Origin of the sequence: Vibrio ouci, assembly GCF_004551525.1 — a bacterium.
Taxonomy (GTDB): Bacteria; Pseudomonadota; Gammaproteobacteria; order Enterobacterales; family Vibrionaceae; genus Vibrio; species Vibrio ouci.
Genome location: NZ_SATR01000003.1, coordinates 112,210 through 128,765, shown reverse-complemented (window position 1 = coordinate 128,765; position 16,556 = coordinate 112,210). Strand labels below are relative to the sequence as shown.

Annotated in this window: 14 protein-coding genes; 5 read left to right on the top strand and 9 right to left on the bottom strand. The window is 45.9% G+C overall.

Features of this window, described 5'->3' with window-relative positions; genetic code table 11:
• Nucleotides 1–16: 16 nt before the first annotated feature.
• The 4 genes from ELS82_RS03460 to zntR form a co-directional block, all read right to left on the bottom strand.
• Complete coding sequence (locus ELS82_RS03460; RefSeq protein WP_134834246.1) at nucleotides 17–2,152, bottom strand: lysine decarboxylase CadA; 2,136 nt, start codon at nucleotides 2,150–2,152, stop codon at nucleotides 17–19.
• Nucleotides 2,153–2,263: 111 nt separating this feature from the next.
• Entirely contained in the window at nucleotides 2,264–3,607 is a 1,344-nt protein-coding gene (gene cadB, locus ELS82_RS03455) for a cadaverine/lysine antiporter (protein WP_134834245.1), read from the bottom strand.
• 493 nt (nucleotides 3,608–4,100) lie between these two features.
• Nucleotides 4,101–5,648 carry a lysine decarboxylation/transport transcriptional activator CadC gene (gene cadC, locus ELS82_RS03450; protein WP_134834244.1) on the bottom strand — a complete coding sequence of 516 codons (1,548 nt, stop codon included), beginning with the start codon at nucleotides 5,646–5,648 and terminating at the stop codon, nucleotides 4,101–4,103.
• Nucleotides 5,649–5,885: 237 nt separating this feature from the next.
• Nucleotides 5,886–6,314 (bottom strand): Zn(2+)-responsive transcriptional regulator, encoded by a 429-nt coding sequence (gene zntR / locus ELS82_RS03445; RefSeq protein ID WP_134834243.1) that lies wholly within the window; start codon nucleotides 6,312–6,314, stop codon nucleotides 5,886–5,888.
• A 284-nt stretch (nucleotides 6,315–6,598) separates the two neighbouring features.
• On the opposite strand from zntR, the gene purH reads away from it, so the two are divergent.
• Together purH and purD are read left to right on the top strand one after the other, a co-directional pair.
• Nucleotides 6,599–8,191 carry a bifunctional phosphoribosylaminoimidazolecarboxamide formyltransferase/IMP cyclohydrolase gene (gene purH / locus ELS82_RS03435; protein ID WP_134834242.1) on the top strand — a complete coding sequence of 531 codons (1,593 nt, stop codon included), beginning with the start codon at nucleotides 6,599–6,601 and terminating at the stop codon, nucleotides 8,189–8,191.
• 114 nt (nucleotides 8,192–8,305) lie between these two features.
• Nucleotides 8,306–9,595, top strand: coding sequence for a phosphoribosylamine--glycine ligase (gene purD / locus ELS82_RS03430; protein WP_134834241.1), 1,290 nt, complete (start codon nucleotides 8,306–8,308; stop codon nucleotides 9,593–9,595).
• Nucleotides 9,596–9,677: 82 nt separating this feature from the next.
• Here purD and ELS82_RS03425 read toward each other — a convergent pair whose 3' ends face one another.
• Both ELS82_RS03425 and hupA read right to left on the bottom strand, forming a co-directional pair.
• A complete protein-coding gene (locus ELS82_RS03425; RefSeq protein WP_208733131.1) occupies nucleotides 9,678–10,370 on the bottom strand; it encodes a DUF1481 domain-containing protein in 693 nt (230 codons plus the stop codon).
• A gap of 91 nt (nucleotides 10,371–10,461) precedes the next feature.
• Nucleotides 10,462–10,734, bottom strand: a complete 273-nt coding sequence (hupA, locus tag ELS82_RS03420) for a nucleoid-associated protein HU-alpha (protein ID WP_004410720.1) — start codon at nucleotides 10,732–10,734, stop codon at nucleotides 10,462–10,464.
• 330 nt (nucleotides 10,735–11,064) lie between these two features.
• Here hupA and ELS82_RS03415 point away from each other — a divergent pair, with 330 nt between their 5' ends.
• Complete coding sequence (locus tag ELS82_RS03415) at nucleotides 11,065–12,174, top strand: CNNM domain-containing protein (protein ID WP_134834240.1); 1,110 nt, start codon at nucleotides 11,065–11,067, stop codon at nucleotides 12,172–12,174.
• Between the two features lie 43 nt (nucleotides 12,175–12,217).
• On the opposite strand, the gene ELS82_RS03410 is transcribed toward ELS82_RS03415, so the two are convergent.
• Nucleotides 12,218–12,805, bottom strand: a complete 588-nt coding sequence (locus ELS82_RS03410; RefSeq protein ID WP_134834310.1) for a YjaG family protein — start codon at nucleotides 12,803–12,805, stop codon at nucleotides 12,218–12,220.
• 84 nt (nucleotides 12,806–12,889) lie between these two features.
• On the opposite strand from ELS82_RS03410, the gene ELS82_RS03405 reads away from it, so the two are divergent.
• Both ELS82_RS03405 and ELS82_RS03400 read left to right on the top strand, forming a co-directional pair.
• Nucleotides 12,890–13,816 carry a D-2-hydroxyacid dehydrogenase gene (locus ELS82_RS03405; RefSeq protein WP_134834239.1) on the top strand — a complete coding sequence of 309 codons (927 nt, stop codon included), beginning with the start codon at nucleotides 12,890–12,892 and terminating at the stop codon, nucleotides 13,814–13,816.
• A 15-nt stretch (nucleotides 13,817–13,831) separates the two neighbouring features.
• The gene (locus tag ELS82_RS03400) at nucleotides 13,832–14,407 is read left to right on the top strand and encodes a uracil-DNA glycosylase family protein (RefSeq protein ID WP_134834238.1); all 576 of its coding nucleotides are present in this window, start codon (nucleotides 13,832–13,834) and stop codon (nucleotides 14,405–14,407) included.
• 68 nt (nucleotides 14,408–14,475) lie between these two features.
• On the opposite strand, the gene groL is transcribed toward ELS82_RS03400, so the two are convergent.
• Together groL and ELS82_RS03390 are read right to left on the bottom strand one after the other, a co-directional pair.
• Nucleotides 14,476–16,113: a chaperonin GroEL gene (gene groL, locus ELS82_RS03395; protein ID WP_134834237.1), complete on the bottom strand. Its 1,638-nt coding sequence runs from the start codon at nucleotides 16,111–16,113 to the stop codon at nucleotides 14,476–14,478.
• Between the two features lie 72 nt (nucleotides 16,114–16,185).
• On the bottom strand, nucleotides 16,186–16,476 hold the full coding sequence (locus tag ELS82_RS03390; RefSeq protein WP_004410737.1) for a co-chaperone GroES: 291 nt from the start codon (nucleotides 16,474–16,476) through the stop codon (nucleotides 16,186–16,188).
• Nucleotides 16,477–16,556 lie beyond the last annotated feature (80 nt).

Below are 16,556 nucleotides of genomic sequence, written 5' to 3'. Positions count from 1 at the left end.
AAGTTGGCTAGCGAAATTAATCTTTAAGGACTTTCACTGTGTAGCTGCCATCACGCTGGCGGTATAGGCCATGGATATCGGTTTCAAAACCTGGGTAATGAGCGCCAATCTCACACAGCATCTCTAAGAAATCCAATACTGGACGAGAGCTGTCCGTCACCATTTCACCTGGTAGCACCAAAGGCACACCTGGAGGGTATGGCAAAATCATATTGGCACTAGTGCGGCCAACCATATCATTCAGTTGGATCTCTTCCACATTGCCACTTAGCTCTTGCTGCCATGCTTTATGTGGTGTCACCTTCATTTCGGGTAGGACATCGAACGCTTTGAACATCAGTTCAGGTAGGCGATATTTCTTAGTTAAGTCATGAATACCTTGAGCAAGATCTTGCACGCGCATACCTTCGTAGAAGTGCGGGTCCTCCTGGTAGAGTGACGGCAACATATTACGCACAGTCAGGTTCAAATCGTAGCCGCGTTTGAACTCAGTTAATCCGCGTAACAATTGCATCGCTTTAGACTTATCGATACCAATCGAGAATAGGAACAGTAAGTTATATGGACCCGTTTTCTCAACCACGATACCGCGCTCATCAAGGAACTTAGCCACTAGTGTTGCAGGAATGCCGCTTTGCTCTAGCTCACCCTCTTCACTCATCCCTGGAGTCAGTAGCGTAATCTTGATTGGATCAAGGTACATGTGGTCACTGTCGATATCTTTGAAGCCGTGCCATGTCTCTTTCGGGTCAAGCATCCAACACTCAGTGGTGTCGATATTGTCCGGCTGCCAAACATCAAAGAACCAGCTATCACTTTCTGCTTTAAGGCGTTTAATCTCTTTACGGAAGCGTACTGCACGATCAATCGAGCTTTGCATCAAGCGACGTCCAGTGTTGCCACGCATCATCGCCGCTGCTGTCTCAGTCGACGCGACAATACCGTATTGTGGCGACGTTGAGGTATGCATCATAAAGGCTTCATTAAACGATTCCTTGTCGAAGTCACCTTTAATATGAATCATTGATGCCTGAGAGAATGCCGCCAGCAGCTTATGAGTCGATTGAGTTTCATAGAACACTTTACCCGGCATCGCTTCACCACTCATACCACACTTACCTTGGTAAATTGGGTTAAAGTTAGTGTATGGGACCCATGCGCTATCAAAATGGATATGCTTACAATCTAACGACTCTTTAATGAACTGAGTGTTGTAGAGCAAACCATCATAGGTAGAGTTCGTAATCACCGCGTAGCTTGGCGCAGATGCTCCCGGAGTCGTCGCCACTTTGTCAGCAATCACTTCGCGGCTAAACTCACTTTGTGGAATGCCACCCAAGATCCCGTAAGCGTTACGCGTCGGACGGAAGTAAATAGGCGTGACATCGCACATCATCATTAAGTGAGTCAGTGACTTATGACAGTTGCGGTCAACCAACACGGTACTGCCCGCTGGTGCTGAGTACATGCCAACGATCTTGTTTGAGGTCGAAGTACCATTAGTAACGATGTAAGAACTATCGGCATTGAAGGTATGGGCAATATACTCTTCCGCCTGTTTGTGTGGACCAGAGTGATCGAGCAGCGAGCCTAATTCTGGCATCGAGATAGACACGTCCGCCTTGAAGGTATTTGGCCCGTAGAAATCGTAGAAGATGCTACCCGCAGGGCTTTTTTGGAACGCAGTGCCACCCATATGGCCAGGAGTACAGAAGGTGTATTTACCTTCATCCACATACTTAAATAGCGCTTTGGTAAATGGCGGCATGATCGCCGATTTGTACTCTTCGGTCGCTTGATTAATCTTAATCGCAATATCGTTAGCCATGCCTAGCGCATACTCGAAGAAATGCACGTTAAGGCGTAAGTCGGTCAAGCTAATATCTAAGGTGGATTGGTCGTTGGCAAAAGCGTAAACCGGCAGTTTCTCATTCAGTTGGTTGATTTCACGACATAGGTCGAGTGAGTACTTGTCCCAGTCAAATAACACACCACAAATACGTGGGTTCATTTCCAGCATTTTAATCAAGTCTTTATCATCGACAGGATAAACAACTTGGTAGCCAGATTGCTCTAGTGCTTGGTGAAGTTGACGTACAGGCTCTTCTTTAAAGAACACGCCCATGTGGTTCAAGATGGCAAATATATTCATTTGGAAATCTCCAAGACGAAAAAGGGCGCTCTTTGTCAATTAAGACAATGAGTAAGATGAGCGCCGTTGGGGTATTAGGGTTGTCAGTTCAGTAGCGACTGACGCGATAAATTAATGGCTTGCAGGAGCCGCTTGGTCATTAGCATGCAGTTCGACATATTGAGTCAGGCCTGCTTTTTTGCTGTAGAACATCAAGATGACTAAAGACATGATGAAGGTCGCGGTAAGTGTGGTGCCTTCTGCGCCAGCAAGAGCAATCATGCAGAACACACATGCGATACCAGAGAAGAACATCACAAAACCGTTACGCGTTGTCATTCCTTCAAAGCGGATTAAGTTAATGCTTGAGTAGAAGTAAGGCAGCATAGTCAGCAATACCGCATCAGTGGTTAATTGATTGAACAAGTCTGCCGTATGAGCAGTTTTAGAACTAAATACAGTCAAAACCACCATTAGCACTGTCATTTTAATTGAAGCGAGAATAAGACCTTTTTTAGGCACACCATTTTTGTCTGCTTCACCATAGATTTTAGGGAAGTTACCATCATTGGCAGCACGTTTACCCGCTTCGCCAACCAGCATCATCCATGAGCCTAGAGAAGTGAAACATGCCAGAGCAGTGAACGCTGCAACAAAAGGTGCAGTCCAACTACCAAACAGCTCTGTGGTGGCCAATGCGAATGGAGCACCAGACGCAGCGACTTCAGAAGCTGGGAACATGCCGCTGATCATCTGGGTTGAGATGATGTAAATCACCCCGGCAATACCAGTACCTAGCATGGTAGCTAAAGGTACCGTGCGTTTAGGGTTTTCAACCATACCTGACGATACCGCTGCCGATTCAACGCCAACAAATGACCACAGGCAAATCAGTACAGCAGTGATAATCGCATGGCTATCTGTCCCTGCCGAAACATTCCAGTTTTGTTGATACAAGGCTGGATCAAAGTGGGTCCAACCGACGAATGCGGTGCCAAGCACAGGGATTAAGATCAAAACAAGACCAAGGGTACATAGGCGGCTTACCCAGCTACCACCAAGCAGGTTTACTAAGGTAAACGCCCAAACTGCAGCAATAGTGGCGATACCGGCTGGAATTGGGTGATTGAGGATTGGGAAGAAAACAGAAAGGTATGAAACACCGGTAATGGCAATCGCTAGGTTACCAATCCAGTTAGCGTGGTAATAAAGTACGCCCGTTTGGAAGCCAAACACCGGAGAGACTTCACCAGCATATGCGATAGGCCCACCCTCTTGTGGGTTTTTGGTTGCCAGTCTGGCAAACACGAACGCTAAACTCAGTGCGCCAGTAATACAAATCATCCAACTAAATAGTGAAATAGAGCCCACCGTAGCTAGGCTAGATGGCAACAGAGCAATACCACTGCCCATCATGTTGCCGGCGACAACGCCCGTACAGGCAATCACACCGATTTTCTTTGTCGTTGATGACATAACGTCTCCAAGTTTTTCTACGAGCTCAAACGCTCAATCTGCGACTTAGTGAGATGTCATCACAAGCTAGCCTGCAATATCTCACTCGATTTGCCGTGCAGACTACGCTCAAAAAAGCTAAAAGAAATAATGGTGAAGTTATTAATAAAATGATGATGAAACCATCATAAAGTTGATATAAACCTGACAACAAATTAAGTAAAAACTCTTTATTTACAAGGCATTACTAGAGAAACCCAAATCCTATCCGAAGTGCATTATAAAAAAATCAACTTATCAATCTGTGCTCGGCTATTGGATAACGGCCACTCATTCGCTTCTCAACCCTTCCCTACTGAGAATGTCATGGCGGCTTTTAGCTTCATCATTACAACCCGCTAGCCGTTCGAGTCATTGATGCATTTATGGAAAGGATGGCGGCAACACCAATTGGGCTAGGTGAGACAAAAAAGCCCCCGCAGAGTGCGAGGGCTTGATTTAAAGTACTGTCTATCTAGAGTAAATGGACCACCGATGGATGAACTGCACGGTAGAGGGCGTAATCCAATGACTTCAAGTTACTGTAAAAGATCAGGTTCTCACACAACATGTAAGTCTCAATAGCAGTGTCGATATAGAAAGCTTCACTGTAAGCTTCACTGGCTTGGTCCAAATCCCCCATCAACTCTGCATGTTTGCCAAGCAAGATATATGACAAGGTCGAGTCTCTCGTCGCTAACGCCTGATCTAAATAACGCTTAGCAAGATCCATATGATTACTTAAAGTTGCATCCAGCGCCAAAGCCTCATAGATTCTCGGCTGTACTGGCGAGGCTAATCTAGAGCGACTGGCCTGCAAGTTTTGACTCAAGGCATTAACCCGTGACTGATTCAATTCCTGCTCAGGTTCGAGCGCTTGTGCGACAAAGTAGGAAATGTAGAGTTCAGCTTGAACATACAAATTATCAGGCTCGATTTGTACCACTTGTTCTAACAGATCCACGCCATGGATGAACTGTTTAGCATCCGATTGATTTAAATAGTGATTGGCTTGAATCAACAATCGCAACGCTTGTGCATCGTTAGGCAATCCTGCGACTAACACGTTAGATTTCTGCTCTGGCTGAGGGATTTTCATCGCCTTCATTAGGTCCACTGCAACCTGACGTAAAATTACCTTCAAATGCTGGCTCGCAAGTGGGTACTGGCGACTAAAGATCACCTTCTCAGAGGAGTTATTGCGGTATTCGACGACTAAAAACTCGCTACCATTTTCATCCTCTACCCGTACAGAGATAGTTTTGCCCGGTAAAATACCTGAGGTGAAATCAGCTTTATCCAATTGCACTCGATAGGAACTCACTTGAGTAATGTCTGACATCAGCTTTTGCGTGATCCCATCCGCCAGCTCGTGGCTCAACTGGCTATTGTTAAAGCCTTCCTGATATTGAAATTCAATCAAATGCGCATCAATCGCCTGAGTAATCTTCACCCCGGTTTGATGGTAGGTAAAAATCGCAATAAATGCGATCAGTAGACTAATCCACAGGGCATTAAGAGCATTGTGTTTACCACGAGAGTTCAGGGTGAAATAACCACTGCGACGCTTTTGACATACCGCTCGCGTCAATGGCCCTGCCGGAAATGTCATCTCTGGCGAACCAATACCATACACTGGTTCGTCATAGTCGGTTGTGGGCATCACATCTGATGCTTTCCCTTTGCCCAGCGGCAAACGCTCGAGAGACTCAACATTCGCCACTAGCTTGTAGCCACGTTTAGGTACTGTCACCACATAGTGAATGTTATCTTCACGGCCATCTTTGAGTAATTTTCTCAGTTCAAAGATAGATTGAGTGACGACTTGATCTGTCACAATCGCTCCAGACCACACATGCTCAATTAGCTCTTCGCGACAAAATACTTCGCCAACATGCTGAGCTAGAAACAGCAATAAGTTAATTAATCTTGGCTCAACCGAAACTTCCCTATCTTGGCGATATAGCTTATTTTCATCAACGCTTAAGACCCAATCGTTGATTTGAAAGTACATTCCGACCATTTGAAACTCTCAGCTCGTAAATTAAAAATGCTTTGCTACGAATATGCAGCCGTTGGATTTTTATGCTGTCGACCAAAGGAGGGGATTATAGGCACGGGTATAAGTAAAACCTAATCAAGCCTAGCGGTAATAATGCAATCTTAGATTGTCATAGGTAGGAGTGGCTGCAAGAGATATGCAGCCAATGTCTAAAATATCGTCACTACTCAGTGACAAATCGCTCAGTGAAACACTCAATTAACGATGGGCCTTACACGAACTACGCTCACTCTCTAGTGCGGCTAAAATGGAACAATGGCTGGCATCATCGTTGTCATGGCCACAGCAAGCGTCATTGATTTTCTTTAGCGCGGTACGTATTCGTGTCAGCTCGTTAATTTTTTCATCTATGACGCCAAGCTTGGCACTGGTAATGGCCTTCACCTCAGCGCAGCTATGCTCTGTCGCTTCGAGTTTGATACTCAATAGTTCACGAATCTCATCGAGGCTCAGCCCAAGGTCTTTGGCTTTGAGAATAAAGCTGACTTGTTTTTGGTTCTCTTCATTATAAAGACGATAACCTGACTCACTGCGACCTGCTGGCTTGATTAACTGGTTTTTCTCGTAAAATCGCAGTGTATCTGCGGTCACATTACAGCGTTTTGCCAGTTCTCCAATCTGAAACATAACTTTTCCTATTAACTATTTCGTTACTTTTTACCGATAAAGACAAGCTTTTTGCAATTAATTTTGCGATGCCAAACGATTGCGCGAGCTTTTTTGTAATAAATTAGTTAGAATGTGCGCCATCAAACTCAGAGACTATTCTATCACCAGTATTTACTGGAAAGGTCTTTACCAAAACTGGCCAATATTCTGCTCAGCTAAACATAGCAATAGTAGAAACAAGTTCATTTTTGGCAAATATCTTTATCTTTCATATTAACTCTGTGACTTTGAGGAATTGAAGCATGACTAACGCTCGTCCTATTCGCCGCGCTCTAATCAGCGTATCAGACAAAACTGGTATTGTTGAGTTTGCACAAGCTCTAGCTAACCGTGGCGTTGATATTCTATCAACTGGTGGTACGGCTCGCCTACTAGCAGAAAAAGGCATCTCTGTAACTGAGGTATCAGACTACACTGGTTTCCCTGAAATGATGGACGGTCGCGTTAAGACTCTTCACCCTAAAGTACACGGTGGTGTTCTAGGTCGTCGTGGTCAAGATGATGAAGTGATGGAAACGCACGGCATCAACCCAATCGACATGGTTGTGGTAAACCTATACCCATTCGCAGAAACGGTAGCAAAAGAAGGTTGTACGCTAGCTGACGCGGTTGAGAACATCGATATCGGTGGTCCAACTATGGTTCGTTCTGCTGCAAAAAACCACAAAGATGTGACTATCGTGGTTAACGCTCATGATTACGACCGCGTTATCGAGGAAATGGACGCAAACGACAAGTCTCTTACTCTAGACACTCGCTTTGACCTAGCTATCGCAGCATTTGAGCACACAGCTTCTTACGATGGCATGATCGCTAACTACTTCGGCACTATGGTTCCATCTTACGGTGAGAACAAAGAGGGTGACGAAGAGAGCAAATTCCCTCGCACGTTCAACCAGCAGTTCGAGAAAAAGCAAGACATGCGCTACGGTGAGAACAGCCACCAAGCAGCCGCTTTCTACGTTGAAGCGAACCCTGAAGAAGCATCTGTTTCTACTGCTCGCCAAATCCAAGGCAAAGCGCTTTCTTACAACAACATCGCTGACACTGACGCAGCACTTGAGTGTGTGAAAGAGTTCGACGAGCCGGCATGTGTCATTGTTAAACACGCGAACCCATGTGGCGTAGCACTAGGTAGCAACATCCTAGAAGCTTACGACCGTGCATACAAAACAGACCCAACATCAGCGTTTGGCGGCATCATTGCCTTCAACCAAGAGCTAGACGCTGAAACAGCAACAGCTATCGTTGAGCGCCAATTTGTTGAAGTCATCATCGCCCCTTCTGTATCAGCTGAAGCAATTGAAGTGGTAGCAGCTAAGAAGAACGTTCGCCTACTAGAGTGTGGTGAATGGACAACTAAGACGACTGGCTTTGATGTTAAACGCGTTAACGGCGGCCTACTGGTTCAAGACCGTGACCAAGGCATGGTTAGCCTAGATGACCTTAAAGTCGTGTCTAAGCGCCAGCCTACAGCAGAAGAGCTAAAAGACGCCCTATTCTGCTGGAAAGTAGCGAAATACGTGAAATCAAACGCGATTGTTTACTCGAAAGGCGACATGACTATCGGTGTTGGTGCTGGCCAAATGAGCCGTGTGTACTCAGCGAAGATTGCAGGTATCAAAGCTGCAGACGAAGGTCTACAGGTTGAAGGCTGTGTAATGGCATCTGATGCATTCTTCCCATTCCGTGACGGTATCGACGCGGCTGCAGAAGCAGGCATCAAGTGTGTTATCCAACCAGGCGGCTCTATGCGTGATGACGAAGTTATCGCAGCTGCAGATGAACATGGTATGGCGATGATCTTTACGGGAATGCGTCACTTCCGTCATTAGAGAGATACGAGAGCGCTTCGCGCAGAGTCGAGAGCAACGAGTACGGTCAACAGCAATCACTCGAAGCTCTCTACTCGATACTCGAAGCTAAGCAATTTGATTGAAGGATTTAAAATGAACGTACTTATCATCGGTGCCGGCGGTCGTGAGCATGCACTAGGCTGGAAAGCTGCACAAAACCCAAATGTTGAGACAGTATTTGTGGCACCTGGTAATGCAGGTACAGCGCTTGAGCCAAAGCTTGAGAACGTAAACATCGGCGTTGAAGCAATCTCTGAACTGGTTGCTTTCGCTCAAGAGAAGAAAATTGAGCTAACGATTGTTGGCCCTGAAGCGCCGCTAGTAATCGGTGTGGTTGATGCTTTCCGCGAAGCAGGTCTGCCAATCTTTGGTCCAACAGAAGCGGCTGCGCAGCTAGAAGGCTCAAAAGCATTCACCAAAGACTTCCTTGCGCGCCACAAGATCCCAACAGGCGCTTACGCAAACTTCACTGAGATTGAACCTGCTCTAGCTTACGTTCGCGAGCAAGGTGCTCCTATCGTAGTGAAAGCTGACGGTCTTGCTGCGGGTAAAGGCGTGATTGTTGCGATGACTCTAGAAGAAGCAGAAGACGCAATCAAAGACATGCTAGCGGGCAACGCATTTGGCGAAGCTGGCAGCCGCGTTGTTATCGAAGAGTTCCTAGAGGGTGAAGAAGCGAGCTTCATCGTGATGGTCGATGGTCAAAGCGTTCTACCAATGGCCACCAGCCAAGACCACAAACGTGTCGGCGACAAAGATACAGGCCCTAACACTGGCGGCATGGGTGCTTATTCTCCTGCTCCTGTTGTTACACCTGAAATCCACGAGCGTATTCTTGAAGAAGTTATCTACCCTACCGTGCGCGGTATGGACGCTGAAGGCCACCCATACACAGGTTTCCTATACGCAGGTCTTATGATCGACAAAGATGGCACGCCGAAAGTTATCGAGTACAACTGCCGCTTCGGTGACCCGGAAACACAACCTATCATGATGCGTATGGAGTCTGACCTTGTTGAGCTATGTCTAATGGCGATCGACGAGAAGCTAGATGAAGCAGAGTCTAAATGGGATCCGCGCGCATCTATTGGCGTTGTCCTAGCGGCTGGCGGTTACCCTGCTGACTACGCAAAAGGCGATGTAATTTCACTACCAACTGAACAAGCTGACGATCAGAAAATCTTCCACGCTGGTACCGCGAATAACGCTGCGGGTGAAGTTGTGACTAACGGCGGTCGTGTACTGTGTGCAACAGCACTAGGTAATAGCGTCTCAGAAGCGCAAGAGAAAGCTTACACACTGGCTAAGCAGGTCAGCTGGAATGGTATGTTCCACCGCAACGACATCGGCTACCGCGCGATTGCACGTGAGCAAGAGAAATAAATAACAATTTCAGTTTGGCTAACTGACTAGAAGTAAAAAGGCGCTCAATGAGCGCCTTTTGTTTATCTGTTAAAGCCTAAGCTTACTCTTCAATTAAGCTTGGACGCTCAATACAATCATGACTGTCATCAGATAACATGAGCAGCTCATTAACGACTACTTTATTGCTGCGTGTTGAACCAATAAACGCCGCATAGCTATCGACCGATGATAAACGGCTCACAACAAAGCTTGGCAAGGTCTCATTGAACTCCACCTGCTCGTAGCTCTTACCATTACACGCATCGAAGCTGGTTCCATCCCAGTAGCCTTGAATGAGTCTCGTGCCATTATTGCTTTGCTGCTTGGCAATATCAGCAATGTTGAGCGCTTCTTGCTTTAACCAAGCAATTTTATCCGCCGTAAGCGGCAACACTCGCCCATCTAGCCTATGTTGCTGATAGATCGCATCGCCGTCTTTATTAAAGCGCACATGAATGCGATATGGCACTAGCTCGGTATCTTTAAGCTGTTCACCTTCACGAATCAGTTCTCGCAACTCACCCTCATCCCAGCGGTAGTCGGTTTTATACCAACCATAATCGCCAGCTGCGACATAATCAGCAGCCGTATAAGGGAAGGTCAGACGCTCCGTATACCAATATAAACTGGTCGCATCGCCCATCGTCTGTCCACCAGTATAATTGGAGAACTGATCAAGGTTTGGCGTCGGTACACTCGATGAGCAACCGATAAGCAAAGAAGCGATTAGTGAAGGAAGAAGTATTTTTTTCATAGTCATAAAACAAATATACGCCAAGATAGGAAAGACTACCTTGGCGTATTATATACAATCTAGAGTGTAAAACTCTGAAATCAGTATTTAATTATTTTACTGCGTCTTTCAGTGCTTTACCTGCTACGAATGCAGGAACGTTCGCTGCAGCGATTTGGATCTCGTCACCAGTTTTAGGGTTACGGCCAGTACGTGCTGCACGGTGGTTAACTTTGAATGTACCAAAACCAATTAGTTGAACCTGGTCACCCTCTTTTAGTGCGCCAGTCACACCTTCAAGAGTAGCTTCAAGAGCAGCTTTAGCTTGTGCTTTAGATAGATCTGCTTTCTCTGCGATAAAGTCGATTAATTGGGTCTTGTTCATTAGGTTTCCCTTCTCATATGTTATCGAATTCAACTCACTCTAAATCATAAATGCCCCATCTGGCAAAGGTTTGTAAGCGATCTTTCGCTTTCATGACGTACTTTTAACCGTATTCTGAGTATTAACTCACAATTTGTTACTCTGGAAGGATCAGTTAATACTTGTTTTTAACCTCATTTGGCCTTATTTATACATCAGCGAAAGTCCGTAAAGCCTGATAGTGCGGGGCTTAAAGCGAATACAAAATGTCCACTGTAATCATGCACAGGTTCGAAAAGTCAGACTTTTCATGCAAAGTTTATGGTGGAGATAAACCTACATAGGACACTTATGTTGTTGCTAACTATATACGTCTCTGTTGCGATTGGCGTATCGTTTATCTGCTCCGTCTTAGAAGCGGTTCTTCTGAGTATCTCACCAAGTTATATCGCTCAATTGCGTCAGCAAGGTCACCCTGCGGCTGACTCTTTGGCAAAGTTAAAAACAGATATCGACCGACCACTGGCTTCGATCCTTACCCTTAACACCATCGCTCACACAATTGGTGCGGCGACAGCAGGTGCACAGGCTGCGGTAGTATTCGGTAGCGAATGGCTTGGCGTATTCTCTGGCGTATTAACACTGGGTATTTTGGTACTATCGGAAATCGTACCGAAAACCATCGGCGCGACGTACTGGCGTCAGCTTGCGCCAATGGCTGCAACCACATTACGTTGGATGGTATGGGCACTTACACCATTTGTATGGTTCTCAGAGCAGATCACTAAGCGCTTAGCTCGTGGCCATGAAGCACCAAAAATGCGTGATGAACTGTCTGCAATGGCAATTTTGGCTAAAGAGAGTGGTGAGTTCGCGGAAGGTGAATCTAAGATCCTCAACAACCTGCTAGGTATTCAAGATGTGCCTGTTACCCAGGTAATGACGCCTCGTCCAGTGGTATTCCGTGTCGATGCAGAGATGACGATTAACGAGTTTCTGGATAAACATAAAGATACGCCCTTTTCACGCCCACTGGTTTACAGCCAATCAACAGACAATATCATTGGTTTTGTCCACCGCTTAGAGCTATTTAAGCTTCAGCAAGCTGGTTGTGGTGAGAAGCAACTTGGTGCGGTGATGCGCCCAGTGCACGTGCTGTTCAATACGATTGCGCTACCAAAAGCATTTGAGCAAATGATGGCCAACCGCCTGCAACTAGCCATGGTGGTCGACGAGTACGGTACAATTCAAGGCATCTTGACTCTAGAGGACGTGTTTGAGCACCTAGTTGGTGAAGAGATTGTCGACGAAGCTGACCGCACTACCGACATGCAAGAGCTCGCTTTTGACCGCTGGGAAAAGTGGAAAGAAAAACACGGCGTTATCGAAAATCGCGATGATGACGATGAAGAGCAAGAAAAGCCTTCAAACACAGATGACTCAAAAGAGAATAAATCATAGATACAATAAAGGGAGCCTCGGCTCCCTTTATTTTAAAACGGCTTTACAGACTAATACCGATATTACTTACGCCTTCATCACGCAGCTCAGCACGCAAGTCTTTAATCAGGTCAATATCACGCTCTTCAGCTTCACGTAGAGGACGGAAGATAGCCCACTGAACATCCCACTCTCCGCACACAGCTTCGTTTTGCTTTTGGTTTTCGTTAGTGATTTCTTCACCTGTTTGAGCTTCTTCAAGTTGAGCAACCGTCATTACCGATTGCTGACTCACTTTATGCATGTTCTCAAAAAGGTAATCACGGTCTAACAGACCATGTAACAAGTGAGAGAGCGACACACACGCATCAATCGCAGGGTACACACCGTAAAAGTCAAAGTCTTCAGAACTTGGAATGATCTCTTCAAGCTTTTCTAGTTGGCGTTCAAAGTTCACTTTGGCCGTTTTAACAGTAAGCTGCTCCCAGATGCTATCCAACACATCGCGGTAAACACGCGCCTGCGCAAACTCTGTGCTATCACAAAACATCGCATAGTTTGGGTACATACGTTCACACAGACTCGCCATAAAGGTAATCTGTTTCCATGGTTCTAACTTCTCAAGACGAAGCTGAAGAGGATTCTGTAGCATAGAGACTCTTAGGGTCTGTTGACCTAGTTGCTGAATTAGACAGCGAAAGTGTACTTGATAACCAGCAGGGAAAAAAGCAAGGCGATGAACAATTTCACTCATAAGTTGTATCTACTCACTGAAGATAATCCATATTACCTCGCGCTATTAGAGCAACTGACGTTACCTGATATAGAAATCACCTCTGATAAGGAACAAGCGACGATTCTTTTAGCTTCCCCACCCTTAGCGGCAAAGTGCTTTGACGAATTTCCTAATGTCGAATGGGTGCAATCTATCTACGCTGGCGTCGACGCGCTTGTTCCACATTTAGAGAGCTTTTCTGGTGAGTTGACCAATGTTAAAGGCATCTTCGGCCAACAAATCTCAGAATACGTACTGGGCTATACCATTGAGCACTATCGCCACTTTACTTATTACCACCAGCAACAAACACAAAAGGCTTGGTCACCAAAGCCTTATCAGTCACTGGCAGGTAAAAAGATGGTGATTCTAGGTACAGGGTCAATTGGAGCCTATCTGGCCAATGCGGCTAAAGCGTTTTTCATTGTGCCGATTGGTATTAATCGCAGTGGAATTCCAAGCAAGGGTTCGCCATTTGAGTCGACTTACCATATTCAAGAGTTAGCTACCGCCTTGGAACAAGCGGATATAGTCGTCAACACATTACCCAACACGCCTGAAACCCAACATATTTTAAATAGCGACAGCTTATCGCACTGTAAAGGTGCGCTACTGTTCAACGTTGGTCGCGGCGGCGCAATTGAGCAACAAGGGCTACTGGAGTCACTGGAATCCGGCTCTATTAGTCACGCTTTCCTCGATGTGTTTGAGCAAGAGCCATTAGATAATTCACATCCTTATTGGCAACACCCGAATATCACCATCACACCGCATATCGCTGCCCTCAGCTTTCCTGAGCAGGTGGTGGATATCTTTGCGGAAAACTACCAACGCTGGCGAGATGGGTTTGGTTTAATTAACACTGTGGATTTGGATAAAGGCTACTAGTGCCGAGAAAGAGATATGTTGGATGATTTACTGCAGCAAGTAAGAGCTTGCCGATTGTGTGAAGAGAACTTGCCCCTTGGTGCTAACCCGGTCATACAAGCTTCTGAATCTGCAAAGTTATTGATTATCGGCCAAGCTCCTGGAACTCGTGTCCATGAAACTTCAATCCCTTGGAATGACCCAAGCGGTAACAGGTTAAGAGAGTGGCTAGAGCTCGATAAAGAGACATTTTATGACTCCAATCAGGTAGCTATTATGCCAATGGGCTTGTGCTATCCGGGTAAAGGGAAAAGCGGTGACTTACCGCCAAGAAAAGAGTGCGCCCCTAAATGGCATCAAGCGGTATTAGAACAATTACCTAATGTCGGTATGACGTTACTGATTGGCCAGTATGCGCAAAACTATTATTTGAGCGACAAGCCCAAGACGCTAACTGAAACCGTGCAGCAATGGCAGCGCTGGGCACCAAATTATTTACCACTCCCCCACCCTTCACCAAGAAACACATTATGGTTAAAGAAGAATCCATGGTTTGAAGCGGAAGTAGTGCCGTTTATTCGAGACTACGTGCATCAGCACCTACGGAGCTAACTAGCAGATACAAAAACGGAGACCGAAGTCTCCGTTTTTAATTTCACTATGAATAGCGAGAGGGATGATTACATCATACCGCCCATACCGCCCATGCCACCCATATCAGGCATTGCAGGAGCGTCTTTAGCTGGAAGGTCAGTAACCATAGCTTCAGTTGTGATCATAAGACCCGCTACTGATGCTGCAAATTGAAGTGCAGAGCGAGTTACTTTAGTTGGATCTAGGATACCCATCTCGATCATATCACCGTACACACCAGTTGCCGCGTTGTAACCATAGTTACCGTCGCCTGCGCGAACATTGTTAGCAACAACAGACTCTTCATCACCTGCGTTTTTAGTGATTTGACGGATTGGCGCTTCCATTGCACGTAGTGCGACGCGGATACCAACATTTTGTTCTTCGTTGTCACCTTCAAGGTTAGCAACTTTAGATGCTGCGCGAATAAGTGCTACGCCACCACCAGCAACTACACCTTCTTCAACCGCTGCGCGAGTTGCGTGAAGTGCGTCTTCTACGCGGTCTTTCTTCTCTTTCATTTCAACTTCAGTTGCTGCACCAACTTTGATTACTGCAACACCGCCAGCTAGCTTAGCTACGCGCTCTTGTAGTTTCTCTTTGTCGTAATCTGAAGTCGCATCTTCGATTTGCTGACGGATTTGAGCAACACGACCTTGGATCATTGCTTCTTCACCCGCACCATCGATGATAGTTGAATTTTCTTTAGTGATAGTTACGCGCTTAGCTTGACCTAGGTCTTCTAAAACAACTTTCTCTAGCTCTAGACCGATCTCTTCAGAAATCACTGTACCGCCAGTTAGGATAGCGATGTCTTGTAGCATTGCTTTACGACGGTCACCAAAACCAGGAGCTTTAACAGCGGCTACTTTCACGATACCACGCATGTTGTTCACAACTAGAGTCGCTAGCGCTTCGCCTTCTACATCTTCAGCGATGATTAGAAGTGGGCGAGATGCTTTAGCTACCGCTTCCAAAGTAGGAAGAAGTTCGCGGATGTTCGATACTTTCTTATCAATTAGTAGGATGAACGGGCTTTCTAGATCAACAGAGCCAGCTTCTTGGTTGTTGATGAAGTAAGGAGATAGGTAACCGCGATCGAACTGCATACCTTCTACTACGTCTAGCTCATCTTGTAGAGCCTGACCTTCTTCAACAGTAATAACGCCATCACGACCTACTTTTTCCATCGCTTCAGCGATAATGTTACCTACTGTTGCGTCAGAGTTCGCAGAGATAGTACCCACCTGTGCAATCGCTTTTGTGTCAGCACATGGTACAGATAGCGCTTTTAGCTCTTCAACAGCGGCAACCACCGCTTTATCGATGCCACGCTTAAGATCCATTGGGTTCATACCCGCAGCTACTGCTTTAAGGCCTTCGTTAACGATAGCTTGAGCAAGTACTGTTGCTGTAGTTGTACCGTCACCCGCAGCGTCATTTGCTTGAGACGCTACTTCTTTAACCATTTGCGCGCCCATGTTTTGGAACTTGTCTTCAAGTTCGATTTCGCGCGCTACAGATACACCATCTTTAGTGATAGTTGGTGCACCGAAAGATTTGTCTAGAACTACGTTACGGCCTTTAGGACCTAGTGTTACTTTTACAGCGTCAGCCAGAACGTTTACACCTTCAAGCATTTTTACGCGTGCGTCGTTACCAAATTTAACGTCTTTAGCAGCCATCTTTTATTTCCTTTAAATTCTTTGTTTTGACTAGTATTTGAATCTGAGCAAAAAACTACTCAATGATTGCTATTACTCAACGATCGCCATGATGTCGTTTTCAGACATCACTAGCACTTCTTTACCGTCGATTTTTTCAGTCTTAGTACCGTAACCTTCAGCGAAGATAACAGTGTCGCCAACTTTTACGTCCAACGGTAGCACTGTACCGTTTTCTAGAATGCGGCCTTTACCTACAGCTAGAACTACGCCGCGAGTCGATTTCTCTGCAGCAGAACCAGTTAGAACGATGCCACCAGCTGACTTAGATTCAACTTCTTGGCGCTCAACGATAACTCGGTCGTGTAATGGACGAATATTCATCGGGTGTCTCTCCTGAAAATTTCCATGTTTGATTTGATAAACGGCTTTCAAAGCCTTGTGGTAACTATATGAGGGACGGA